Source organism: Pseudomonas sp. R38(2017), from assembly GCF_002112395.1.
Classification (GTDB): Bacteria; Pseudomonadota; Gammaproteobacteria; order Pseudomonadales; family Pseudomonadaceae; genus Aquipseudomonas.
In genome coordinates this window covers 478,990-501,910 of sequence record NZ_NEHN01000005.1, presented here as the reverse complement: position 1 = coordinate 501,910, position 22,921 = coordinate 478,990, and the positions used below count along the sequence as shown (strand labels likewise).

The 22,921-nt window shown below is 59.8% G+C and carries 20 protein-coding genes; 2 read left to right on the top strand and 18 right to left on the bottom strand.

Features of this window, described 5'->3' with window-relative positions:
- Window positions 1-2: 2 nt before the first annotated feature.
- The 17 genes from nuoI to CAF87_RS15360 form a co-directional block, all read right to left on the bottom strand.
- Window positions 3-551: an NADH-quinone oxidoreductase subunit NuoI gene (nuoI, locus tag CAF87_RS15440; RefSeq protein WP_085690002.1), complete on the bottom strand. Its 549-nt coding sequence runs from the start codon at window positions 549-551 to the stop codon at window positions 3-5.
- 11 nt (window positions 552-562) lie between these two features.
- Window positions 563-1,570, bottom strand: a complete 1,008-nt coding sequence (gene nuoH / locus CAF87_RS15435; RefSeq protein ID WP_007951460.1) for an NADH-quinone oxidoreductase subunit NuoH — start codon at window positions 1,568-1,570, stop codon at window positions 563-565.
- Window positions 1,567-4,281 (bottom strand): NADH-quinone oxidoreductase subunit NuoG, encoded by a 2,715-nt coding sequence (gene nuoG / locus CAF87_RS15430; protein ID WP_085732150.1) that lies wholly within the window; start codon window positions 4,279-4,281, stop codon window positions 1,567-1,569. Before nuoG ends, nuoH begins: the two co-directional genes overlap by 4 nt.
- Before the next feature lie 137 nt (window positions 4,282-4,418).
- Window positions 4,419-5,774: an NADH-quinone oxidoreductase subunit NuoF gene (gene nuoF / locus CAF87_RS15425; RefSeq protein WP_085732149.1), complete on the bottom strand. Its 1,356-nt coding sequence runs from the start codon at window positions 5,772-5,774 to the stop codon at window positions 4,419-4,421.
- Window positions 5,771-6,268 carry an NADH-quinone oxidoreductase subunit NuoE gene (gene nuoE, locus CAF87_RS15420; RefSeq protein ID WP_003223804.1) on the bottom strand — a complete coding sequence of 166 codons (498 nt, stop codon included), beginning with the start codon at window positions 6,266-6,268 and terminating at the stop codon, window positions 5,771-5,773. The genes nuoF and nuoE overlap by 4 nt, the downstream gene beginning before the upstream one ends.
- Before the next feature lie 2 nt (window positions 6,269-6,270).
- Window positions 6,271-8,055, bottom strand: a complete 1,785-nt coding sequence (gene nuoC, locus CAF87_RS15415; RefSeq protein ID WP_085712391.1) for an NADH-quinone oxidoreductase subunit C/D — start codon at window positions 8,053-8,055, stop codon at window positions 6,271-6,273.
- A 70-nt stretch (window positions 8,056-8,125) separates the two neighbouring features.
- Window positions 8,126-8,800: an NADH-quinone oxidoreductase subunit B family protein gene (locus tag CAF87_RS15410; RefSeq protein WP_007951456.1), complete on the bottom strand. Its 675-nt coding sequence runs from the start codon at window positions 8,798-8,800 to the stop codon at window positions 8,126-8,128.
- Between the two features lie 10 nt (window positions 8,801-8,810).
- Window positions 8,811-9,224 (bottom strand): NADH-quinone oxidoreductase subunit A, encoded by a 414-nt coding sequence (locus CAF87_RS15405; protein ID WP_003223812.1) that lies wholly within the window; start codon window positions 9,222-9,224, stop codon window positions 8,811-8,813.
- Window positions 9,225-9,769: 545 nt separating this feature from the next.
- The gene (gene aceA, locus CAF87_RS15400) at window positions 9,770-11,095 is read right to left on the bottom strand and encodes an isocitrate lyase (RefSeq protein WP_011334956.1); all 1,326 of its coding nucleotides are present in this window, start codon (window positions 11,093-11,095) and stop codon (window positions 9,770-9,772) included.
- A gap of 476 nt (window positions 11,096-11,571) precedes the next feature.
- The gene (locus CAF87_RS15395) at window positions 11,572-12,324 is read right to left on the bottom strand and encodes a secretin N-terminal domain-containing protein (protein ID WP_085732148.1); all 753 of its coding nucleotides are present in this window, start codon (window positions 12,322-12,324) and stop codon (window positions 11,572-11,574) included.
- Window positions 12,325-12,456: 132 nt separating this feature from the next.
- Window positions 12,457-12,882, bottom strand: coding sequence for a GNAT family N-acetyltransferase (locus tag CAF87_RS15390; protein WP_085712389.1), 426 nt, complete (start codon window positions 12,880-12,882; stop codon window positions 12,457-12,459).
- Window positions 12,875-14,050 carry a cupin domain-containing protein gene (locus tag CAF87_RS15385; protein WP_085732147.1) on the bottom strand — a complete coding sequence of 392 codons (1,176 nt, stop codon included), beginning with the start codon at window positions 14,048-14,050 and terminating at the stop codon, window positions 12,875-12,877. The genes CAF87_RS15390 and CAF87_RS15385 overlap by 8 nt, the downstream gene beginning before the upstream one ends.
- Window positions 14,051-14,136: 86 nt before the next feature.
- Window positions 14,137-15,507 (bottom strand): adenylosuccinate lyase, encoded by a 1,371-nt coding sequence (purB, locus tag CAF87_RS15380; protein WP_085732146.1) that lies wholly within the window; start codon window positions 15,505-15,507, stop codon window positions 14,137-14,139.
- 127 nt (window positions 15,508-15,634) lie between these two features.
- Window positions 15,635-16,258, bottom strand: a complete 624-nt coding sequence (gene hflD, locus CAF87_RS15375) for a high frequency lysogenization protein HflD (protein ID WP_064380694.1) — start codon at window positions 16,256-16,258, stop codon at window positions 15,635-15,637.
- Window positions 16,255-17,379 carry a tRNA 2-thiouridine(34) synthase MnmA gene (mnmA, locus tag CAF87_RS15370; protein WP_085732145.1) on the bottom strand — a complete coding sequence of 375 codons (1,125 nt, stop codon included), beginning with the start codon at window positions 17,377-17,379 and terminating at the stop codon, window positions 16,255-16,257. Before mnmA ends, hflD begins: the two co-directional genes overlap by 4 nt.
- A gap of 59 nt (window positions 17,380-17,438) precedes the next feature.
- Window positions 17,439-17,885: an NUDIX hydrolase gene (locus tag CAF87_RS15365; protein WP_085732144.1), complete on the bottom strand. Its 447-nt coding sequence runs from the start codon at window positions 17,883-17,885 to the stop codon at window positions 17,439-17,441.
- A 78-nt stretch (window positions 17,886-17,963) separates the two neighbouring features.
- Entirely contained in the window at window positions 17,964-20,189 is a 2,226-nt protein-coding gene (locus CAF87_RS15360) for an NADP-dependent isocitrate dehydrogenase (protein ID WP_085732143.1), read from the bottom strand.
- Between the two features lie 481 nt (window positions 20,190-20,670).
- Here CAF87_RS15360 and icd point away from each other — a divergent pair, with 481 nt between their 5' ends.
- Window positions 20,671-21,927 carry an NADP-dependent isocitrate dehydrogenase gene (gene icd / locus CAF87_RS15350; protein WP_085712383.1) on the top strand — a complete coding sequence of 419 codons (1,257 nt, stop codon included), beginning with the start codon at window positions 20,671-20,673 and terminating at the stop codon, window positions 21,925-21,927.
- A 79-nt stretch (window positions 21,928-22,006) separates the two neighbouring features.
- On the opposite strand, the gene CAF87_RS15345 is transcribed toward icd, so the two are convergent.
- Entirely contained in the window at window positions 22,007-22,288 is a 282-nt protein-coding gene (locus tag CAF87_RS15345; RefSeq protein WP_085732142.1) for a cold shock domain-containing protein, read from the bottom strand.
- Window positions 22,289-22,512: 224 nt separating this feature from the next.
- Between CAF87_RS15345 and clpS the strand changes: the two genes are divergently transcribed.
- The gene (gene clpS, locus CAF87_RS15340; RefSeq protein ID WP_011334948.1) at window positions 22,513-22,896 is read left to right on the top strand and encodes an ATP-dependent Clp protease adapter ClpS; all 384 of its coding nucleotides are present in this window, start codon (window positions 22,513-22,515) and stop codon (window positions 22,894-22,896) included.
- Window positions 22,897-22,921: the final 25 nt, after the last annotated feature.

Below are 22,921 nucleotides of genomic sequence, written 5' to 3'. Positions count from 1 at the left end.
CCTTAAGGCAGCAAGCTCTTCACGTTGATCGGCTCGGCTTCGTTTTGTGCGGCGCCTTTCGGCTTGCCCGCAACGGCCATACCTGCAACACGATAGAAGTTGTAATCAGGGTTTTTGCCGGGGCCGGAGATCAGCAGATCTTCTTTCTCGTACACCAGGTCCTGACGTTTGAACTCGGCCATCTCGAAATCCGGGGTCAGCTGGATCGCGGTGGTCGGGCAGGCTTCCTCGCAGAGACCGCAGAAAATGCAGCGCGAGAAGTTGATACGGAAGAAGTCCGGGTACCAGCGACCGTCTTCGGTTTCAGCTTTCTGCAGCGAGATGCAACCCACCGGGCACGCCACGGCGCACAGGTTGCAGGCTACGCAGCGTTCTTCGCCATCGGGGTCGCGGGTCAGGACGATGCGGCCACGGTAGCGTGGCGGCAGGTAGACCGGCTCTTCCGGGTATTGCAGGGTGTCGCGCTTGCGAAAGCCATGGCCGAAGATCATGACCAGGCTGCGCAACTGGGTACCGGTACCCTTAACGATGTCGCCAATATATTTGAACATGGGTCAAATCCTCACTGAACCGCAACCGCAGGCGTGTTCCACAACACGATTGCAGCGGTCACCAGCAAATTGATCAGGGTCAGTGGCAGGCAGAATTTCCAGCTGAAATCCATCACCTGGTCATAACGCGGACGCGGGATGGAAGCGCGCAGCAGGATGAACAGCATGATGAAGAACGCAGTCTTCAGTGCGAACCAGACGAAGGACAGTTGCGGCAGGATGCCGAACGGACCGTGCCAGCCACCGAAGAACAGGGTGACCAGCAGCGCCGAGATCAGGATGATGCCGATGTATTCACCGACGAAGAACATGCCCCATTTCATACCGGCGTATTCAATGTGGTAACCGTCGGCCAGTTCCTGTTCCGCTTCCGGCTGGTCGAACGGGTGACGGTGAGTCACGGCCACGCCAGCGATGAAGAAGGTACAGAAGCCGAAGAACTGCGGAATGATGAACCACAGGTTCTGCGCCTGGTACTCGACGATGTCGCGCATGTTGAACGAGCCGACCTGCACCACGATGCCCATCAGGGCCAGGCCCATGAACACTTCGTAGGACACGGTCTGCGCCGAGGCACGCAAGCTGCCCAGCAGGGCGAACTTGTTGTTACTCGACCAGCCGGCGAACAGCACCGCGTAGACCGAGAGACCTGCCATGGCGAAGAAGAACAGCAGGCCGATGTTCAGATCCGCCACGCCCCAGGTCGGGGTGATCGGGATGATCGCGAACGCGATCAGCAGGGCGGACATGGCTACCACCGGCGCCAGGGTGAAGATCACCTTGTCGGCAAACGGCGGAGTCCAGTCTTCCTTGAAGAACATCTTCAGCATGTCGGCAGCGATCTGGAACATGCCGAACGGACCGACGCGGTTCGGACCGTAACGGTCTTGCCACCAGCCCAGCAGGCGACGTTCGACAAAGCTGAGCAACGCACCTGCGACCACAACGGCCAGCAGGATCACGATGGCTTTGATGACCGTCAGGATCACATCGATCACTTCAGGGGTGAACCAGGTCATTGCGCTGCCTCCTGCAGACCATCAACGGATACGCCGGCGAATGCCGGTGGAATGCCGGCGATGCCCGCAGGCAATGCCACCAGACCTGCGCCCAGCTCTTCATTGATGCGCAGCGGCAGACGCAGGGTCTGGCCGGCAACGTTGAGGCTCAGCAGTGCGCCGTCGTTGACGCCCAGGCGGTCGGCTTCGGACTTGGCCAGAGCAACGTAGGCTGCCGGAATGCGTTCCTGAACCGGAGCGGCTTTCGAAGAGTTCTCTTCGCTGCCGAACAAGTGGAAGAACGGTACGGCTTGCCAGGTGCCCGGTGCCGGGTTGAACGCGCGTGGCGCAGCAGCGAACCAGTTCAGCGAATCACCGGTGCTTTCGATCAGGCGAGTACCCGGATCGCCAGCGCGCAGGTGACCACCGACTTCGTCCTGGAACTTGTTCCAGGCTTGCGGCGAGTTCCAGCCCGGCGACCAGGCGAACGGCACTTGCTGACGCGGTTCGGCGGAGCCCGAGTAACCTTCCATCGAGAAGGCAAACGCGGTGTCCTTGTCTTGCGGGGTGCGTGGTTCATGAACGCTGATGTCGGCGCGCATCGCGGTGCGACCGGAATAACGCAGCGGCTCACGCGCCAGTTTCAGACCCTTGATGCGGAACGCAGCGGACGGAGCGGCATCGACGATGCGCGCCAGTTGCTCGGTGCTCGAAGCGACGGCAGCGGTCACGTGGTCGAGTTGCGTCCAGTCGATCGGCTGGTTCAGCAGCGTCGAGCGCAGGGCGTGCAGCCAGCGCCAGCCTTCGTGTACCAGGATGCTTGCGTCCATGTATTGCGGGTCGAAAACCTGGAAGAAGCGCTGGGCGCGACCTTCCTGGCTGACCAGCGTACCGTCGCCTTCAGCGAAGCTGGCCGCTGGCAGAACCAGATGCGCGCGATCGCTGGTGGCGGTCTTCTGGTGGTCGGCAACGATCACTACGTTCGCAGCGTTCAGTGCCGCATCGACCTTGGCTTTCGAGGTGCGGGTGTACAGATCGTTTTCCAGCACGACAATGGCGTCGGCCTTACCGTCGATGACCGCTTGCAGCGCGGCATCGACCGATTCGCCACCGAGCATGGCCAGGCCGAGGCTGTTGGCTTCCGGCACGATCAGGCTGATCGAACCATTCTTCTCGCGCAGCTTCAGGGCCTTGGCGATGTTCGCAGCCGCTTCGATCAGGGCTTTGGAACCCAGCGAAGTGCCGGCGATGATCAGCGGACGCTTGGCAGCGAGCAGGGCGTCGGCGATGCGCTTGGCCAGTTCCAGGGCTTCAGCATCCAGGCCTTCGACGGCCGGTGCGCTGGCGTCCAGGGCGTGGGCCACGGCGAAACCGATGCGGGCCAGATCGTCCGGAGCGGCGTGTACACACTCTTCGGCGATATCGTCGAGCTTGGTTTCAGCCAGGCTGGCGATGAACAACGGGTTCAGCTCGTGCTGACCGATGTTCTTCACCGCGGCGTCGAGCCAAGGCTGAACGCGCATGGCTTCAGCCATGTCTTCGGCCTTGCCTTTGACCGACTGACGCAGGGCCAGGGCCATGCGGGCGGCGGTCTGGGTCAGGTCTTCACCGAGGACGAACACGGCGTCGTGGTCTTCGATGTCGCGCATGTTCGGCACTGGCAGCGGGCTGTCTTTCAGCACTTGCAGGACCAGACGGATGCGCTCCAGTTCGGAGGCTTCGATACCGGAGTAGAAGTGCTCGGCGCCGACCAGTTCACGCAACGCGTAGTTGCTTTCGAGGCTGGCACGTGGCGAACCGATACCGACGATGTTGCGACCGCGCAGCAGGTCGGCGGCTTTGTCCAGCGCAGCATCCAGCCCAAGCTTGGTGCCGTCGGCCAGCATTGGCTGACGTGGACGGTCGGTGCGGTTGACGTAGCCATAACCGAAACGGCCACGGTCGCACAGGAAGTACTGGTTCACCGAACCGTTGTAACGGTTTTCGATGCGACGCAGTTCGCCGTAACGCTCGCCCGGGGAAATGTTGCAACCGCTCGAGCAGCCATGGCAGATGCTCGGCGAGAACTGCATGTCCCACTTGCGGTTGTAGCGCTCGGAGTGAGTCTTGTCGGTGAACACACCGGTCGGGCAGACCTCGGTGAGGTTGCCGGAGAACTCGCTTTCCAGCGTGCCGTCTTCAACGCGACCGAAGTACACGTTGTCGTGGGCACCGAATACACCGAGGTCGGTGCCACCGGCGTAGTCCTTGTAGAAACGCACGCAGCGGTAGCAGGCGATGCAGCGGTTCATCTCGTGGGAAATGAACGGGCCCAGTTGCTGGTTCTGGTGGGTGCGCTTGGTGAAGCGATAACGGCGCTCGTTGTGGCCGGTCATCACAGTCATGTCTTGCAGGTGGCAGTGACCGCCTTCCTCGCACACAGGGCAGTCGTGCGGGTGGTTGGTCATCAGCCATTCAACGACACTGGCGCGGAACGCCTTGGATTCTTCATCGTCGATGGAGATCCAGGTGTTGTCGGTGGCAGGGGTCATGCAGGACATGACGATGCGACCACGGGTGTCGTTCTCGTCGGTGTACTGCTTGACCGCGCACTGGCGGCAGGCCCCGACGCTACCAAGCGCGGGGTGCCAGCAGAAATAAGGGATGTCGAGGCCCAGCGACAGACATGCCTGTAACAGGTTGTCTGCCCCGTCGACTTCGAGCGCTTTGCCGTCTACGTGGATAGTGGCCATGGTTCAAAGGTCTTCGTTGGCCCGGTGTCAGCGGGCGTGGCTAATGGAATCTTGTTATCCGTCCGAATCCAGTCAGCCCCGAAAGGCGTCATCGGACGAAAGGCGAAGGGCACGGACCCTTCGCCTTTTTTAAGCGTTTACGCGCCGACTGTGATCGGCTTCGCCAGAGGCGGGACGGCGGCGCTTGCAGGCGCAATACCGGCTTCGAACTCTGGACGGAAGTATTTGATGGCACTGCCCAACGGCTCCACGGCACCCGGTGCGTGAGCACAGAAGGTCTTGCCCGGGCCGAGGAAGTTGACCAGACCCAGCAGGGTCTCGATGTCGCCTGGCTGGCCGCGGCCTTGTTCGATGGCCATCAGCAGCTTGACGCTCCATGGCAGGCCATCACGGCAAGGGGTGCAGAAACCGCAGGATTCGCGGGCGAAGAACTGCTCCATGTTGCGCAGCAGGGACACCATGTTGACGCTGTCGTCCACCGCCATGGCCAGGCCGGTACCCATACGGGTGCCCACCTTGGCGATGCCGCCGGCGTACATTTGGGCATCGAGGTGTTCCGGCAACAGGAAACCGGTACCGGCGCCGCCTGGCTGCCAGGCCTTGAGCTTGTAACCGTCGCGCATGCCACCGGCGTAGTCTTCGAACAGCTCGCGACCGGTCACGCCGAATGGCAGTTCCCACAGGCCCGGGTTCTTGACCTTGCCGGAGAAGCCCATGAGCTTGGTGCCCATGTCTTCACTGCCGTCGCGGGCCAACGATTTGTACCAGTCCACGCCGTCGGCAATGATCGCCGGCACGTTGCACAGGGTTTCAACGTTGTTGACGCAGGTCGGCTTGCCCCACACGCCAACGGCGGCAGGGAAGGGCGGCTTGGAGCGCGGGTTGGCGCGGCGACCTTCGAGGGAGTTGATCAGTGCGGTTTCTTCACCGCAGATGTAACGCCCGGCGCCGGTGTGGACGAACAGCTCGAAATCGAAGCCGCTGCCCAGGATGTTCTTGCCCAGCAGGCCCGCTGCCTTGGCTTCTTCCACGGCGCGGTTCAGGTGCTTCGCGGCGGTGGTGTACTCGCCACGCAGGAAGATGTAGCCACGGTAGGTTTTCAGCGCGCGAGCACTGATCAGCATGCCTTCGATCAGCAGATGGGGCAGTTGCTCCATCAGCATGCGGTCTTTCCAGGTGTTCGGCTCCATTTCATCCGCGTTGCACAGCAGGTAGCGGATGTTGATGGATTCGTCTTTTGGCATCAGGCCCCACTTCACGCCAGTAGGGAAGCCTGCGCCGCCGCGGCCTTTCAGGCCAGAGTCCTTCACGGTCTGGACGATGTCGTCCTGCGCCATGTCGGTGAAGGCCTTGCGCGCTGCGGCGTAACCGTTTTTGGCCTGGTATTCGTCGAGCCACACGGCTTCGCCGTCGTCACGCAGGCGCCAGGTCAGCGGGTGAGTCTCGGCCGAACGCTGGATGCGGTTGGCCGGACCGAAAGAAGTCAGGGTCATACGTAGCCCTCGAGCAGTTTGGCGACGCCGGCAGGCTGGACATCGCCAAAGGTGTCGTCATCGATCATCAGCGCCGGTGCCTTGTCGCAGTTGCCGAGGCAGCAGACCGGCAGCAGGGTGAAGCGACCGTCGGCGGTGGTCTGGCCCAGGCCGATACCCAGGTTGTTCTGGATTTCGCTGACCACCGACTCGTGGCCGCCGATGTAGCAGACCATGCTGTCGCAGACGCGAATGATGTGGCGGCCGACCGGCTGACGGAAGATCTGGCTGTAGAACGTGGCAACGCCTTCAACGTCGCTGGCCGGGATGCCGAGGATCTCGCCGATGGCGTACAGAGCGCCGTCCGGCACCCAGCCGCGTTCCTTCTGAACGATCTTCAGGGCTTCGATCGACGCCGCGCGCGGATCTTCGTAGTGATGCAGCTCGTGCTCGATGGCCGAGCGCTCGGTTTCACTCAGGGTGAAACGGTCTGTCTGGATAAGCGTGCTGTTCATGCTTAGCGGTCCACGTCGGCCATAACGAAGTCGATACTACCCAGGTACGCAATCAGGTCCGCGACCATGCTGCCTTTGATCACCGAAGGGATCTGCTGCAGGTGGGCGAAGCTCGGAGTACGGATCCGGGTACGGTAGCTCATGGTGCCGCCGTCGCTCGTCAGGTAATAACTGTTGATGCCCTTGGTCGCTTCGATCATCTGGAAGGATTCGTTGGCCGGCATGACCGGGCCCCACGAAACTTGCAGGAAGTGCGTGATCAAGGTTTCGATGTGCTGCAGCGTGCGCTCTTTCGGCGGCGGCGTGGTCAGCGGGTGATCCGCCTTGTACGGGCCTTCCGGCATGTTACGCAGGCACTGGTCGATGATCCTGACGCTCTGGCGCATCTCTTCGACGCGAACCATGCAGCGGTCGTAGGCATCACCGTTGGCAGCCAGCGGCACTTCGAACTCGAAATTCTCGTAGCCGGAGTAAGGACGCGCTTTACGCAGGTCGAAATCGCAACCGGTGGAACGCAGGCCGGCACCGGTGACGCCCCATTCCAGGGCCTCTTTGGTGTTGTACTGGGCAACGCCGATGGTACGACCCTTGAGGATGCTGTTCTGCAGGGCGGCCTTGGTGTATTCGTCGAGGCGCTTTGGCAGCCATTCAACGAAGTCTTTTACCAGTTTGTCCCAGCCGCGCGGCAGGTCGTGGGCGACGCCACCAATGCGGTACCAGGCCGGGTGCAGACGGAAACCGGTGATGGCTTCGATCACCGTGTACGCCTTCTGACGGTCGGTGAAGGTGAAGAACACCGGGGTCATGGCGCCGACGTCCTGGATGTAGGTACCCAGGAACAGCAGGTGGCTGGTGATCCGGAAGAACTCGGCCATCATGATGCGGATGACGTCGACCTTCTCCGGCACCTTGATGCCGGCCAGCTTCTCGACCGAGAGCACGTACGGCAGGTTGTTCATCACGCCGCCGAGGTAGTCGATACGGTCGGTGTACGGAATGAAACTGTGCCAGGACTGACGCTCGGCCATCTTCTCGGCGCCACGGTGGTGGTAACCGATGTCCGGAACGCAGTCGACGATTTCTTCACCGTCCAGTTGCAGGATGATGCGGAACGCACCGTGAGCCGAAGGGTGGTTCGGACCCAGGTTGAGGAACATGTAGTCCTCGTTCGGGCCGGAACGCTTCATGCCCCAGTCTTCAGGACGGAAGCGCGCGGCTTCTTCCTCGAGCTGTTGCTTGGCCAGGTTCAGGCTGAACGGATCGAATTCGGTGGCGCGCGCCGGGAAGTCCTTGCGCAGCGGGTGACCTTCCCAGGTCGGCGGCATCATGATGCGCGACAGGTGAGGGTGACCTTTGAAGTCGATGCCGTACATGTCCCAGACTTCACGCTCGTACCAGTTGGCGTTCGGCCAGATGCTGGTGACGGTCGGCAAGCTGAGGTCGCTCTCGGACAAGGCGACCTTGATCATCACGTCACTATTACGTTCCAGCGACATGAGGTGATAGAACACGGTGAAATCGGCACCGCTCGGCAGCCCTTGACGCTTGGTGCGCAGACGCTCGTCCACGCCGTGCAGGTCATAGAGCATGACGTACGGCTTGGGCAGGTTGCGCAGGAAAGTCAGGACTTCAACGAGCTTGGCGCGGGCCACCCACAGCACCGGCATGCCGGTGCGGGTCGGCTGAGCGGTGAACGCTTCGGCGCCAAAACGGTTGTTCAGTTCGACGACCACATCCTGGTCGTCTGCCTTGTAAGGCGGGATGTACAGAGCACTGCCTGTAGTCATGGTTATTTTTTCGCTTTCGGTCAACGTAAAGAATGAAGCCAGCTTCTCGTTTCTTTGAAACAGATCTGGATCAGACTTCGTCAGGGCTACGCAGATTGGTGACTGCGATTCGCTGTTCGCGGCGCTGTTCCTTCTGCGAAGGCATGTCGGCGCGATAAACGCCTTGATCGCCAACGACCCAGGAAAGTGGGCGACGCTCCTGGCCAATGGATTCCTGCAACAGCATCAAACCTTGCAGAAATGCTTCTGGACGGGGCGGGCAGCCAGGTACGTAGACGTCCACGGGCAGGAACTTGTCCACCCCTTGAACCACGGAGTAGATGTCGTACATGCCACCGGAGTTGGCGCACGAACCCATGGAGATAACCCATTTCGGTTCGAGCATCTGCTCGTAGAGACGCTGAATGATCGGCGCCATCTTGATGAAGCAGGTCCCGGCGATAACCATGAAGTCGGCCTGACGCGGTGATGCCCGGATAACTTCGGCGCCGAAGCGCGCGATGTCGTGGGGCGCCGTGAAGGCGGTGGTCATTTCCACGTAGCAGCATGACAGGCCGAAGTTGTACGGCCACAGGGAGTTCTTACGTCCCCAGTTGACCGCGCCACTCAGCACGTCTTCCAGCTTGCCCATGAAAATGTTTTTGTGGACTTGATCTTCTAACGGATCGGAAACGGTTTCCCGCTGGCCGATCGGATACTGCTCGTTAGGAGCATCGGGGTCGATTCTGGTGAGATTGTATTGCATTGCCAAAGCCTCATTGTTTCAGCTTCGCCTGCCGCTTGCGACGAGCTTCCGGAGCCCAGTCAAGGGCGCCCACTCGGAACAGGTAGACAAGACCTGCCAACAGAATTGCTATGAAAACGAGAGCTTCGACGAATCCGGTCCAGCCGCTTTCGCGGACGGACACAGACCATGCAAAGAGAAAGAGGGCTTCGATATCGAAGATCACGAAGAGCATCGCGACCAGATAGAATTTGGCTGATAGCCGCAAGCGGGCGCCACCGGTAGGTAGCATGCCGGACTCGAACGGTTCGTTTTTGCTGCGGCCCCAGGCTTTTGACCCGAGGAGGCTGGAGACGCCGAGCATGAAGGCACACAGGCCGACTACACCCAGAAGGAAAATGGCAAAGCCCCAGTTGTGGGCCATGAGTCCTGTCGCTTCGGGCATGCTGGAAATCCTTAACAGAGAGCAAAGGTCTCTGAGCTTGATAAAGAAATAAGGCAGTGACGATATGTCGCAGCAATCAATCGCGCTGATTTTATGGCTAAACACCCTGCAAGTAAAATTCCTATAGCGAAATTATTTATTGGAATAAGGACATAGCGCACCTCTATGGCCCTGTAGCCCATGCATTGCGGGCATTAGCCGGGTTTTCACGAATTATGTTTTGTAGGAAATGTAACGAACATAGTTGCTGCTAAATGATAATTGATATCGTTTGGAGTGGTTTTGTAACTGTTTAGCGATTGGGCAGTTGGGAAGTTGTCTTATATCCGCGTTACTGCAAGTAGCGGCGGCGCCCGTTTTAACCGATTTTTGTGACGCGGATACCGCTCTGGATCAATGTTTCGCCCGAAAGGCTGTGCCAGCTCGGGGGCGTTCAGCGGGTCGCAGGCAAAAAAAACGCCCCGAACCAGTCGGGGCGTCAGTCTTTCGGCTATGCGGTTAGCTTTCTATACGGTCCGCAAAGGCCGTTTACTCGGTGAAGTCGATCAGTGGAACTGTTCTTCTTCGGTCGAACCGGTCAGCGCGGTCACCGAGGACGTACCGCCCTGGATCACGGTGGTCATGTCGTCGAAGTAGCCGGTGCCCACTTCCTGCTGGTGAGCCACGAAGGTGTAACCCTTGGCGGCGTCAGCGAATTCTTGCTCCTGCAGCTTCACGTAGGCAGTCATGTCGTTGCGGGCGTAGTCGTGCGCCAGGTTGAACATGCTGTGCCACATGTTGTGAATGCCGGCCAGGGTGATGAACTGGTGCTTGTAGCCCATGGCGGACAGTTCGCGCTGGAACTTGGCGATGGTCGCGTCGTCCAGGTTTTTCTTCCAGTTGAAGGAAGGCGAGCAGTTGTAGGACAGGATCTGGTCCGGGTATTCCTTCTTGATCGCTTCGGCGAAACGACGGGCTTCGTCCAGGTCCGGCTTGGCGGTTTCGCACCAGATCAGGTCGGCGTACGGTGCGTAGGCCAGGCCACGGGCGATTGCCTGGTCCAGACCGGCACGTACCTTGTAGAAACCTTCCTGGGTACGGGTGCCAGTCACGAACGGCTGGTCGTACGGGTCGCAGTCGGAAGTCAGCAGGTCGGCAGCGTTGGCGTCGGTACGGGCCAGGATGATGGTCGGTACGCCAGCAACGTCGGCAGCCAGACGAGCAGCGGTCAGCTTCTGTACGGCTTCCTGGGTTGGAACCAGAACCTTGCCGCCCATATGGCCGCATTTCTTCACGGAAGCCAGCTGGTCTTCGAAGTGAACGCCGGCGGCGCCTGCTTCGATCATGCTCTTCATCAACTCGTAGGCGTTCAGTACGCCGCCGAAACCGGCTTCAGCGTCAGCCACGATTGGCGCGAAGTAGTCGATGTAGCCTTCGTCGCCCGGGTTCTTGCCGGCTTTCCACTGGATCTGGTCGGCACGACGGAACGAGTTGTTGATGCGCTTGACCACGGTTGGAACCGAGTCCACCGGGTACAGCGACTGGTCCGGGTACATCGATTCGGCGGAGTTGTTGTCCGCAGCGACTTGCCAGCCCGACAGGTAGATCGCCTGGATACCGGCTTTAACCTGCTGTACAGCCTGGCCGCCGGTCAGGGCGCCCATGCAGTTGACGAAGTCTTTCTCTGGGCGGAAGGACGGCTTGGCACCTTGGGTAACCAGGTTCCACAGCTTCTCGGCGCCCATTTTTGCAAAGGTGTGCTCTGGTTGAACCGAGCCACGCAGACGGACGACGTCAGCAGCGGAGTAATTGCGAGTCACGCCTTTCCAGCGCGGGTTTTCAGCCCAGTCTTTTTCAAGGGCTGCAATTTGCTGTTCGCGTGTCAGTGCCATGGAGATAAACCTCGTCGCGTCTTTATGAAAAGTTGTTCTGCGGTGGAAAATTCCTTGCGCTCGCTGACCAGAAGCTTAGGTGGTCAGGTCGGGTTCGGCGGGGCAGGCGACGGGATGAACGATGGGCTCGAGGGGAAGTGAGCAGGTAAAGGCGAACTGGCGGGCGCATTCGGGCGTCGTGGGCCTTTATGCGAACTACAGTGTAAAGCCGGGTTACCTAATTACGCTTCCGTCCCTCGGGACAACTTCGTTCCAGTCGGCAACCTCGTCAAACACGCCTTGTGGGCGGTACAGACACGAAACGGCTCGCGGGGATGGTTGCGAGCATCGCTTCGAAGGCCCTTGCCAGGGCCTCTGATTAGCGGGAGCGAGGCCATCATGCCTTCGCTTTTTTGGCTCGTCAAACGTTTTGTAGTGCTTTTTTTCAAGCACTACATCTTTCGTCTAATACGACTAATCAGTCAGTTTTTGGTGCTTTAGTCCAGCGTGTCGACTTTCACCCGCAACGTCATGTCATCCCGGCCTTGAGTCGAGTAGCTGCGGGCCAGGCCCTGTTTGTCGGCCTGGGTCTGGCGATTCACGCCGGCGAGGGTGATCCATTCGCCGAGGCGCCCGGTGACGGTTGTGTCGGTGCTTTGCACGTTCACTACATCGGGACGTTCCTGGCTCATGCGGTCACGGTTGGTACTGATGGCCAGGTGAACGGTTTCGCCGGTGACGCTGGCGGTGACGTAAAACCCTTGGGTGACGTTGCGATATTGAGTCTGGCTGCTGTAATCGCCGTAGGAGTTGGTCTGGCTGCTGGTGATCGGCACGCTCTGGCCGACCTGGATCAGCGCCGGTGCGCCTTCGCTGGCCTGGATCTGCTGAGTGCCGCCGTCACGGCTGGCGGTGCTGCGGCTGATGATGCGGGTCTGCGCGCCGTTGACCGAATAGCCTTCATCGCCACGACCGTTGTTTTCGTTGGTGTCGACCGTGATCAGCAGGCGCTTGGGCGCGGTGTCGAGTTGCGAGAGCAGGTCCTTGAGTTCTTCGATCTTGCCGGGTTCAGCCTTGACGATCAGTTGATTACCATAAGCGCTGACCTGGCCGTCCTTGCCGAGGAAGTCCTGAGCCACCGGCAGCATGTCGGCGCTGGTGTGGTACTTGAGGGGCACGATTTCTGTGGCTGCCATCACCGAAAAACTGCAGCCGAGCAGCAGGGTGGTGAGCAGGGTGCGTAGGGACATGTCCGTTATCTCCGCTTTTGAAAGGCTTGATATTGCCAGTTTGTCGGCCCGGGGTGGGGCAAGTTGAATCGTAGACAGCAAAACGCCCCGGCATCGGTCGATGGCGGGGCGTTTTGTGGTGCTCGTCAAGCGTTATGCCGAATGGCGAACCATGTCGACATGCGGAATCCCGGCTTCGAGGAATTCCTCGCTGACCAGGTTGAAACCCAGGCGTTCATAGAACGCCGTGGCCTGCACTTGGGCACTGAGCATCTGCTGCTTCAGGCCCCGTGCTTCCGCTTCGGCAATCACCGCTTGCATCAGCGCATCGCCGACCTTCAGCCCGCGCCAGTCCTTGAGCACCGAAACCCGGCCGATGTGCCCGTCGGGCAAAAGGCGGGCGGTGCCGATCGGAAAGTCGCCTTCGAAGGCCAGGAAATGCACCGCTGTAGCGTCATCGGCGTCCCACTCAAGCTCGGGTGGAACCGATTGTTCGGCAATGAACACCGTTTCGCGAATGCGGCGGATCTCGGCGTTGTCCTTTTGCCAGTCTGCAACACGTACGCGAATCTTATTCATCGTCGGCGAACCCCAGGCTTCCCTGTTTGACCAGTTCGCACAGCAGACCGCGACCGTCTTCGTCGCTCAGCCAGTCACCGAGGTTGTCGGTGTGCAGGGCGTCGGCGGAGCAGATCAGCTTCAGCAGTTCGCGCAGCTTGCCCGGCAGGTAACGGCTCTGGCCGCTGGCGAACAGCAGCAGATCGTCATCGACTTCCGACCATGCCAGGCGCGCGCTCGGGTTGCGGATCAGAATGGCGCCGTCTTCGAGCGCGTTGAGGAAGTCTTCTTCCTCAACTTCTTCCGGGCCGACCACCAGTTCTGGATAGCGCGGCTCGGTCATGTACTGGCCGAACCAGGTCAGCAGCAGGCGTTCGTCGCTCATGTGCTCGGCGAGCAGCGCTTTCAGGCGGCCGAGTGCATCGTGCTGGATCTGGTGTGGATCATCGCTGACCGGTTTTGCATCGGCGTCGGTGTAACGCTCTTCGTCAGTCAGGAACTGGCTGAGGAAGTCGGTGAAATGGGTCAGCACTTCAGCGGCGCTTGGTGCGCGGAAGCCGACCGAGTAGGTCATGCAGTCATCGACGGCAACGCCGCAATGGGCCAGGCGTGGCGGCAGGTAGAGCATGTCGCCCGGTTCCAGGACCCACTCTTCGGTCTCGTGGAATTCGGCGAGGATGCGCAGGTCCGCGTGTTGCAGCAGCGGGCTTTCGGAGTCGCACATCTGGCCGATTTTCCAGTTGCGCTTGCCGTGGCCTTGCAGCAGGAATACGTCGTAGTTGTCGAAGTGCGGGCCGACGCTGCCACCCGGGGCGGCGAAGCTGATCATCACGTCGTCGACGCGCCAGCTTGGCAAGAAGCGGAAGTTCTCCAGCAGCTCGCTGACTTCCGGCACGAACTGATCGACAGCCTGCACCAGCAAGGTCCACTCGCGCTCTGGCAGTTTGCTGAATTCGTCTTCGGCGAACGGGCCGCGGCGCAGTTCCCACGGGCGCTCGCCATGCTCGATCACCAGGCGCGATTCGACTTCTTCTTCCAGGGCCAGGCCGGCGAGTTCGTCGGCGTCGATCGGGCTTTCGAAATGAGGAATCGCCTGACGGATCAGCAGTGGTTTTTTCTGCCAGTAATCGCGCATGAATTCGCGCGCCGTGAGACCACCCAGAAGTTGAAGAGGAATATCGGGATTCATATGTAACCTATTGAAAAAAAGCATTTTTCAGACGGGAATAAAAACGCCCGGCGCGGCCGGGCGTCTCAAACGGGTCAAGCAGTCGATCAGATGCGTTTGGCTTGCGCTACAGCGTTGCCGATGTAGTTGGCCGGAGTCAGTTGCTTGAGCTCGGCTTTCGCAGCGGCCGGCATGTCCAGGCCATCGATGAAAGTCTGCAGCGCTTCAGGGCTGATGCCCTTGCCACGCGTCAGTTCTTTTAGCTTCTCGTACGGGTTTTCGATGTTGTAGCGGCGCATTACGGTCTGGATCGGCTCGGCCAGGACTTCCCAGCAAGCGTCCAGATCGGCAGCAATTTTTTCAGCGTTCAGTTCTAGCTTGCTGATGCCTTTGAGGCTGGCTTCGTACGCGATCACGCTGTGGGCGAAGCCGACACCGAGGTTACGCAGCACGGTGGAGTCGGTCAGGTCGCGCTGCCAGCGCGAGATCGGCAGTTTGCTCGCCAGGTGCTGGAACAGCGCGTTGGCGATGCCCAGGTTGCCTTCGGAGTTTTCGAAGTCGATCGGGTTGACCTTGTGCGGCATGGTCGACGAACCGATTTCGCCGGCAATGGTGCGCTGCTTGAAGTAACCCAGGGAGATGTAGCCCCAGATGTCACGGTCGAAGTCGATCAGGATGGTGTTGAAGCGCGCAATGGCGTCAAACAGCTCGGCGATGTAGTCGTGCGGCTCGATCTGCGTGGTGTACGGGTTGAAGGCCAGGCCCAGCTCGTCTTCGATGAAGGCGCGGGCGTTGGCTTCCCAGTCGATCTGCGGGTAGGCCGACAGGTGAGCGTTGTAGTTGCCGACAGCGCCGTTGATCTTGCCGAGCAGCGGAACGGCAGCGACCTGGGCGATCTGGCGCTCAAGACGGTAAACCACGTTCGCCAGCTCTTTACCCAGAGTGGTCGGCGAAGCCGGCTGACCGTGGGTACGCGACAGCATTGGCACGTCGGCAAAGCGCAGGGCCAGTTCACGGATGGCGTTGGCGGTCTGGCGCATCAGCGGCAGCATCACGTCATCACGGCCTTCGCGCAGCATCAGGGCATGGGACAGGTTGTTGATGTCCTCGCTGGTGCAGGCGAAGTGGATGAACTCGCTGACCTTGGCCAGTTCCGGCAGCTTGGCCGCCTGCTCCTTGAGCAGGTACTCGATCGCTTTCACGTCGTGGTTGGTGGTGCGCTCGATCTCTTTTACGCGCTCGGCGTGCTCCAGCGAGAAGTTTTCGGCCAGTTCGTTCAGAACGGCGTTGGCTTCGGCGGAGAAGGCTGGCACTTCCGGGATGCCGGCGTGAGCGGCCAGGCGCTGGAGCCAGCGCACTTCAACCAGAACGCGGGCACGGATCAGGCCGTACTCGCTGAAAATCGGGCGCAGGGCCTGGGTTTTGCCGGCGTAGCGGCCGTCAACAGGGGAAACCGCAGTGAGCGAAGAGAGCTGCATGGGGTGTTCTCGGACAGTCGGGCAACGAAATGGGGCGCGTATCATACATGAAAAAATCCGCCGGTCCGTCACCAACTGACCGGCGTATTACGCGTTACAGACTACAAAGCTTTTATTGCGCGGCGATTTACTCGCTGCGCATCAACGGATACAGCTCTTTGAGCAGCTTGCGACGACTGATCACCAACTGCCAGCGATGACCGCCGAGCTGACGCCACAGGCGTGCCGAACGAATGCCGGCGAGCAGCAGGGCGCGAATCTTCGAGGCGTTGCTCGGCTGCTGCAGGTTGCGCATGTCGCCATGCACCTGAATGCGTTGGCGCAACGTGCTCAGGGTGTCCTGATACAACGCGCCGCAAGCCGCTATCACGTTTTCGTGGGCCGGGCCGAAATGCTCGACCTGCGACTGGATCTGCGGCAAACGCTTGCCGATCACGTCGAGCATGTCGTTGCGCTTGGCCAGTTGGCGCTCAAGGCCGAGCATTGACAAGGCGTAGCGCAACGGCTCGCGCTGCAAGGTGCTCGGATCGCGCTCAAGGGCGCCGATCAGGGCGCGATAACCCTCGCGCAGGTTGATATCGTCGCCGCCATACACGTCCAGTGTGTCCTTCGGATCGCGCACCAACAGGCTGCCGAGCATGCAGCTCAGGCCGGCCTCATTGGTCTGGCCGGTCTTGGCGATCCGGTCGACCAGCACGGCGGCGAGAAACACGCCGCCCAAAGCCGTTAGTTGCTCCTGAGTCGGGCTCATGCCTGGCCGCTCCACGGCTCGGCAACTTCAATCACGCCGCCACCGAGGCAGATTTCGCCGTCATAGAACACCACCGACTGGCCCGGTGTGACCGCACGTTGTGGCTCGTCGAATACGGCGCGATAGCCGGTCGCGGTTTTTTCCAGGGTGCAGGTCTGATCACTCTGGCGATAACGGACCTTGGCGGTCAGGCGCAGCGGCTGGCTCAGATCGATCGGGTTGACCCAATAGATTTCCGAAGCGAGCAGGGCGCTGGAGAACAGCCACGGATGGTTGTTGCCCTGGCCGACAATCAGCTCGTTGGTGTCCAGATCCTTGCGCAGCACGTACCACGGCTCGTCGCCGGCGTCTTTCAGGCCGCCGATGCCCAGGCCTTGGCGCTGGCCGATGGTGTGGTACATCAAGCCGTGGTGACGGCCGATGACTTCGCCCTCGGTGGTCTTGATCTCACCCGGTTGCGCTGGCAGGTATTGCTTGAGGAAATCGCTGAAACGACGCTCGCCGATGAAGCAGATCCCGGTGGAATCCTTCTTCTTGGCGGTGGCCAGCTCGTATTTCTCGGCAATGGCACGGACTTCCGGTTTTTCCAGCTCGCCGACCGGGAACAGGGTCTTGGCGATCTGTTCACCGCCGACGGCGTGCAGGAAGTAGCTCTGATCCTTGTTCGGATCCACGCCCTTGAGCAATTCGGTGCGACCATCGATGTCGCGACGGCGAACGTAGTGACCGGTGGCGATCAGGTCGGCGCCGAGCGTCATGGCGTAGTCGAGGAACGCCTTGAACTTGATCTCGCGGTTGCACAGGATGTCCGGGTTCGGGGTGCGTCCGGCCTTGTATTCGGCCAGGAAATGCTCGAACACGTTGTCCCAGTACTCGGCGGCAAAGTTGGCGGTGTGCAGCTTGATACCGATCTTGTCGCACACGGCCTGGGCATCCGCCAGGTCGTCCATGGCGGTGCAGTATTCCGTTCCGTCGTCTTCTTCCCAGTTCTTCATGAACAGGCCTTCCACCTCATAACCCTGCTCGATCAGCAGGAGAGCGGAAACGGAAGAGTCCACGCCGCCGGACATGCCGACAATGACGCGCTTCTTAGATGTGTCAGAAGGGGCTGGATCACGCATAGGGATTCAATGAGTGTCTTGAAAAAGGACGCGATTCTATCAGGCTCACGGCCTCAAGGCTAAAGGGAAGGGCGGATCAGTTCGAGGCCGAAGCGATTGCCGGCCAGATAATCATCGATGCAACGGATGATCAGCTCGCTGCGCCAGTTGTCGCGCTGGGCCAATAATTCGTCGCGGGTCAGCCACTTGGCGCCGACTATGCCGTCGTCCAGTTGGTAATCCGGGTGGTGTTTCACGGCTTTGGCGCTGAAGCATACGCGCTGGTAAGTCACGCCATTGCTCGGTGCGGTGTACAGATAAATGCCGATCACGCTGGTGGGTTCGACGTCCCAGCCGGTTTCTTCGAGGGTTTCGCGCACGGCGGCTTCGATCAGGGTTTCGTTCGGGTCCAGATGACCGGCGGGCTGATTGAGCACGTTACGTCCGGCCTTGTGTTCCTCGACCATCAGAAAGCGGCCGTTGTCCTCGACGATGGTGGCGACGGTGATGTGGGGGAGCCATTGCATGATGTGAATCTCCTGGGCGGAAGGCAGAAACACAAACCCCGGCGCATGGCCGGGGCTTGTGATGTTCCCTTTACAACCTTATACCAGCGCAGCAATCGCCGCGTTGAGGGTTGCGCTCGGGCGCATGGCCTTGCTGATCAGCTCGGCGTTGGCGTGGTAGTAACCGCCGATGTCCACTGGCTTGCCTTGAACGGCGTTGAGCTCGGCGACGATGGTCGCTTCGTTCTCGGTCAGGGTCTTGGCCAGAGTTGCGAACTGCGCTTGCAGTGCAGCGTCTTCAGTCTGGGCAGCCAGGGCTTGTGCCCAGTACATGGCCAGGTAGAAGTGGCTGCCGCGGTTGTCGATGTTGCCGACTTTGCGCGATGGCGACTTGTTGTTGTCCAGGAACTGGCCAGTGGCCTGGTCCAGGGTCTTGGACAGAACCAGTGCTTTCGGGTTGTTGTAGTTCACACCCAGGTGCTCGAGAGAAGCGGCCAGGGCCAGGAATTCACCCAGCGAATCCCAGCGCAGGAAGTTCTCTTCGACCAGTTGCTGCACGTGCTTCGGAGCCGAACCGCCGGCGCCGGTTTCGAACAGGCCACCGCCGTTCATCAGCGGCACGATCGACAGCATCTTGGCGCTGGTGCCCAGTTCCATGATCGGGAATAGGTCGGTCAGGTAGTCGCGCAGTACGTTGCCGGTCACCGAAATGGTGTCCTTGCCTTCGCGGGTGCGCTGCAGGGTGTACTTCATGGCGTCGACCGGGGCCATGATCTGGATGTCCAGGCCAGTGGTGTCGTGATCCTTCAGGTAAGCCTGAACCTTCTCGATCACCACGCCGTCGTGAGCGCGCATCGGATCCAGCCAGAAAATGGCCGGGGTGCTGCTTGCGCGAGCACGGTTGACGGCCAGTTTGACCCAGTCCTGGATCGGCGCGTCTTTGGTCTGGCACATGCGGAAGATGTCGCCGGCTTCAACAGCCTGTTCCATCAGCAGGGTGCCTTTGCTGTCGGTCACGCGAACCACGCCGTCGGCCTTGATCTGGAAGGTCTTGTCGTGGGAACCGTATTCTTCAGCCTTTTTAGCCATCAGGCCAACGTTTGGCACGCTGCCCATGGTGGTCGGATCGAAAGCGCCATTGGCTTTGCAATCTTCGATCACGGCCTGGTAGATGGTGGCGTAGCAGCGATCCGGGATCACGGCCTTGGTGTCGTGCAACTGGCCGTCGGTGCCCCACATTTTGCCGGAGTCACGGATCATGGCCGGCATCGAGGCGTCGACGATGACGTCGCTCGGCACGTGCAGGTTGGTGATGCCTTTGTCGGAGTTGACCATCGCCAGCGACGGACGAACGGCGTAGACCGCTTGAATGTCAGCTTCGATCTGGGCTTGCTGTTCGGCCGGCAGGGATTTGATGCGGGCGTACAGGTCGCCGATGCCGTTGTTCAGGTTGAAGCCGATTTCGGCCAGCACGTCGGCGTGCTTGGTCAGGGCGTCCTTGTAGAACTCGGCAACGATCTGGCCGAACATGATCGGGTCGGAGACCTTCATCATGGTGGCTTTCAGGTGAACCGACAGCAGCACACCTTGTTGCTTGGCGCTGTCGATTTCAGCGGCGATGAACGCGCGCAGGGCCTTTTTGCTCATCACGGAGCAGTCGAGGATCTCGCCCGCCTGAACGGTGGTTTTTTCTTTCAGAACGGTCGCGGTACCGTCTTTGGCGATCAGCTCGATCTTCACGGCGCCAGCGGCGTCGATCAGGGCAGCTTTTTCGCTGCCGTAGAAATCGCCGGTGCTCATGTGAGCGACGTGAGACTTGGAGTCCTTGGCCCAGGCGCCCATTTTGTGCGGGTGCTTGCGAGCGTAGTTCTTGACCGACAGCGGAGCGCGACGGTCGGAGTTGCCTTCGCGCAGAACCGGGTTCACGGCGCTGCCCTTGACCTTGTCGTAGCGCGCCTTGGCTTCTTTTTCGGCGTCGTTGGTCACGGTTTCCGGGTAGTCCGGCAGGTTGTAGCCCTGGGCTTGCAGTTCTTTGATCGCGGCTTGCAGTTGCGGAACCGAGGCGCTGATGTTCGGCAACTTGATGATGTTGGCTTCAGGCGTAACGGCCAGGTTGCCCAGTTCGGCGAGGTGGTCGGCTACGGCTTTGTCGCCCAGTTGCTCGGGGAAGCTGGCCAGAATACGTGCTGCAAGAGAGATATCGCGGGTTTCCACGGCGATATCGGCCGAGGCGGTGTAAGCCTCGATGATCGGCAGCAGGGAATAGGTGGCGAGGGCTGGAGCTTCGTCGGTGAAGGTATAGATGATCTTCGAGCGGGTGGGCATATTCGGATTAACTCTCTCTTCTTTGCTAAAGCGTGCGCAGAAACTCGAGGGGCGCCGGGTAAGCGCGTTCGTTCAAAGTCATCCATGAACCGAATGTCGAGATTCTTCGCGGTGATGTTGGGTGCATCAGTAGAGCGTCAAGCAGTCGGACTGCGGTAACAGTTCAACCAATCAGGCGGAAAGTCTCGTGCTAGAGAGGCCAGCCGTCGTGACCCTTTGGTCAGCGGGCGGCATTATACATAGGTAGCTGGCAATCTGCCGATGGTTCATATGCAACGATTCTCGTCCATTGGTCTAAAGGTCGCAGGGCGGGGTGGGGCGTAGAGTCGCCGTGAATGCTTGAGATTGGCGCTTTTCCCTTTGCTTTCAGGCTTGTACGAAACGAGATGTGGCCGCGCCCGGAACAGAGGGTTTGCGTGTTGATTCAACTGGGTTACGCTCGAACCAAGCCAGATGTTCAATCCAAACAATGGAGTTCAGCATGGGTTACAAGAAGATTCAGGTTCCAGCCGTCGGCGACAAAATCACCGTCAACGCAGACCATTCTCTCAATGTCCCTGATAACCCGATCATTCCCTTCATCGAAGGTGACGGCATTGGCGTCGACGTCAGCCCTGTGATGATCAAAGTGGTTGATGCTGCCGTGGCCAAGGCCTACGGGGGCAAGCGCAAGATTTCCTGGATGGAGGTTTATGCTGGCGAAAAAGCAACTCAAGTCTACGACCAGGACACCTGGCTGCCCCAGGAAACCCTGGACGCCGTTAAAGATTACGTCGTTTCCATCAAGGGCCCGCTGACCACCCCGGTCGGTGGCGGTATTCGCTCCCTCAACGTGGCCCTGCGTCAGCAACTCGATCTCTATGTCTGTCTGCGTCCGGTGGTGTGGTTCGAAGGCGTACCGAGCCCGGTGAAAAAGCCCGGTGACGTCGACATGGTGATCTTCCGCGAGAACTCCGAAGACATTTATGCCGGTATCGAATGGAAGGCCGGCTCCCCTGAGGCCACCAAGGTCATCAAATTCCTGAAAGAAGAAATGGGCGTCACCAAGATCCGTTTCGACCAGGATTGCGGTATCGGCATCAAGCCGGTTTCGAAAGAAGGCACCAAGCGTCTGGTGCGCAAGGCCCTGCAATACGTAGTGGACAACGACCGCAAGTCGCTGACCATCGTGCACAAGGGCAACATCATGAAATTCACAGAAGGTGCCTTCAAGGACTGGGGCTACGAGGTAGCGCGGGATGAGTTTGGCGCCGAGTTGCTGGATGGCGGCCCGTGGATGAAATTCAAGAACCCGAAAACCGGCCGTGAAGTCATCGTCAAGGACGCCATCGCCGACGCCATGCTCCAGCAGATCCTGCTGCGCCCGGCCGAATACGATGTGATTGCCACCCTTAACTTGAACGGTGACTACCTCTCTGACGCCCTGGCGGCGGAAGTGGGCGGTATCGGTATCGCGCCGGGTGCCAACCTGTCCGACACCGTGGCCATGTTCGAGGCGACCCACGGTACTGCGCCGAAGTATGCCGGCAAGGACCAGGTAAACCCGGGTTCGGTAATCCTGTCGGCGGAAATGATGCTGCGCCACCTGGGCTGGACCGAAGCGGCTGACCTGATCATCAAGGGCACCAACGGCGCGATCAAGGCCAAGACTGTGACCTACGACTTCGAACGTCTGATGGAAGGCGCCACGCTGGTGTCGTCGTCGGGCTTCGGTGAGGCGATCGTCAAGCACATGTAAGAAAGGCTGCTGCAACGAAACCGCCCGGCTCGAGTGATCGAGCCGGGCGGTTTGTTTTCTGGCAGGTGTTCTGGTCGCTTCAGCTGGTCACTGATTGATGCTGAACGGTGGCCGAGACGGCATCTTTCGCAGGCTCGGCATTCTGAATTTTTGTGGCGTGCAGCCCTTTAGGGCCTTGCACGATCTCGAATTTGACGATTTGCCCGGCTTTGAGGGTTTTGTATCCGTCCATTTCAATGGCGGAGTAGTGTGCAAAGAAATCAATCTCCTTGCCATCTTCATCCTTCCCCTCGCGGGAATCGGTATTGATGAAACCGAACCCCTTGGCATTGTTGAACCATTTCACCTTGCCGACAGCCATGCTCAAATCCCTCTGCAACAGTCTCCATCGCTGGAGTATCATCCAATTCATCCGCAGTCGAATCCGTTAAAAAGATTGACTCCGCGGATCTTTTTTACCCACTGTGGGTTCTATTGGTTGTAACACCGTTTTCCCGATAGTCAAGGTGACCGGGCAGTCGGAGTTGAAAACGTGTCAAGCCGCCCCCACCACTGTATTTGCACAACTGACGAACCTTTCTTTCCATGCATGCAATCAGCCAGATTCGACTAACATTCAATCAGGATCGCCCGCTTCTCCAAAAGGATCTTCCACAGGAGCACGACGACGATTCGGCAGGCGTTGCTGTTCAGGAAGCAAAGCCTGCGTTACAGGCGCCGCCGATGTACAAGGTGGTTTTGTTCAATGATGACTACACACCGATGGATTTCGTCGTCGAAGTGCTCGAGGTGTTTTTTAACCTGAATCGCGAGCTGGCGACCAAGGTCATGCTGGCCGTCCACACAGAAGGGCGGGCAGTATGTGGAGTGTTTACCCGCGACATCGCCGAGACAAAGGCCATGCAGGTCAACCAGTACGCCAGGGAAAGCCAGCATCCGCTACTCTGTGAAATCGAGAAGGACGGTTAATCGCCGACCACTTGGGTATGAGGTG

Bases quoted from the DNA above. Each gene is read 5' to 3' on its own strand.
- nuoI (WP_085690002.1), bottom strand. From the start codon at position 551: ATGTTCAAATATATTGGCGACATCGTTAAGGGTACCGGTACCCAGTTG.
- nuoH (WP_007951460.1), bottom strand. From the start codon at position 1,570: ATGACCTGGTTCACCCCTGAAGTGATCGATGTGATCCTGACGGTCATC.
- nuoG (WP_085732150.1), bottom strand. From the start codon at position 4,281: ATGGCCACTATCCACGTAGACGGCAAAGCGCTCGAAGTCGACGGGGCA.
- nuoF (WP_085732149.1), bottom strand. From the start codon at position 5,774: ATGACCCTGACTTCTTTCGGTCCGGCCAACCGCATCCAGCGTTCGGCC.
- nuoE (WP_003223804.1), bottom strand. From the start codon at position 6,268: ATGAACAGCACGCTTATCCAGACAGACCGTTTCACCCTGAGTGAAACC.
- nuoC (WP_085712391.1), bottom strand. From the start codon at position 8,055: ATGACTACAGGCAGTGCTCTGTACATCCCGCCTTACAAGGCAGACGAC.
- CAF87_RS15410 (WP_007951456.1), bottom strand. From the start codon at position 8,800: ATGCAATACAATCTCACCAGAATCGACCCCGATGCTCCTAACGAGCAG.
- CAF87_RS15405 (WP_003223812.1), bottom strand. From the start codon at position 9,224: ATGCCCGAAGCGACAGGACTCATGGCCCACAACTGGGGCTTTGCCATT.
- aceA (WP_011334956.1), bottom strand. From the start codon at position 11,095: ATGGCACTGACACGCGAACAGCAAATTGCAGCCCTTGAAAAAGACTGG.
- CAF87_RS15395 (WP_085732148.1), bottom strand. From the start codon at position 12,324: ATGTCCCTACGCACCCTGCTCACCACCCTGCTGCTCGGCTGCAGTTTT.
- CAF87_RS15390 (WP_085712389.1), bottom strand. From the start codon at position 12,882: ATGAATAAGATTCGCGTACGTGTTGCAGACTGGCAAAAGGACAACGCC.
- CAF87_RS15385 (WP_085732147.1), bottom strand. From the start codon at position 14,050: ATGAATCCCGATATTCCTCTTCAACTTCTGGGTGGTCTCACGGCGCGC.
- purB (WP_085732146.1), bottom strand. From the start codon at position 15,507: ATGCAGCTCTCTTCGCTCACTGCGGTTTCCCCTGTTGACGGCCGCTAC.
- hflD (WP_064380694.1), bottom strand. From the start codon at position 16,258: ATGAGCCCGACTCAGGAGCAACTAACGGCTTTGGGCGGCGTGTTTCTC.
- mnmA (WP_085732145.1), bottom strand. From the start codon at position 17,379: ATGCGTGATCCAGCCCCTTCTGACACATCTAAGAAGCGCGTCATTGTC.
- CAF87_RS15365 (WP_085732144.1), bottom strand. From the start codon at position 17,885: ATGCAATGGCTCCCCCACATCACCGTCGCCACCATCGTCGAGGACAAC.
- CAF87_RS15360 (WP_085732143.1), bottom strand. From the start codon at position 20,189: ATGCCCACCCGCTCGAAGATCATCTATACCTTCACCGACGAAGCTCCA.
- icd (WP_085712383.1), top strand. From the start codon at position 20,671: ATGGGTTACAAGAAGATTCAGGTTCCAGCCGTCGGCGACAAAATCACC.
- CAF87_RS15345 (WP_085732142.1), bottom strand. From the start codon at position 22,288: ATGGCTGTCGGCAAGGTGAAATGGTTCAACAATGCCAAGGGGTTCGGT.
- clpS (WP_011334948.1), top strand. From the start codon at position 22,513: ATGCATGCAATCAGCCAGATTCGACTAACATTCAATCAGGATCGCCCG.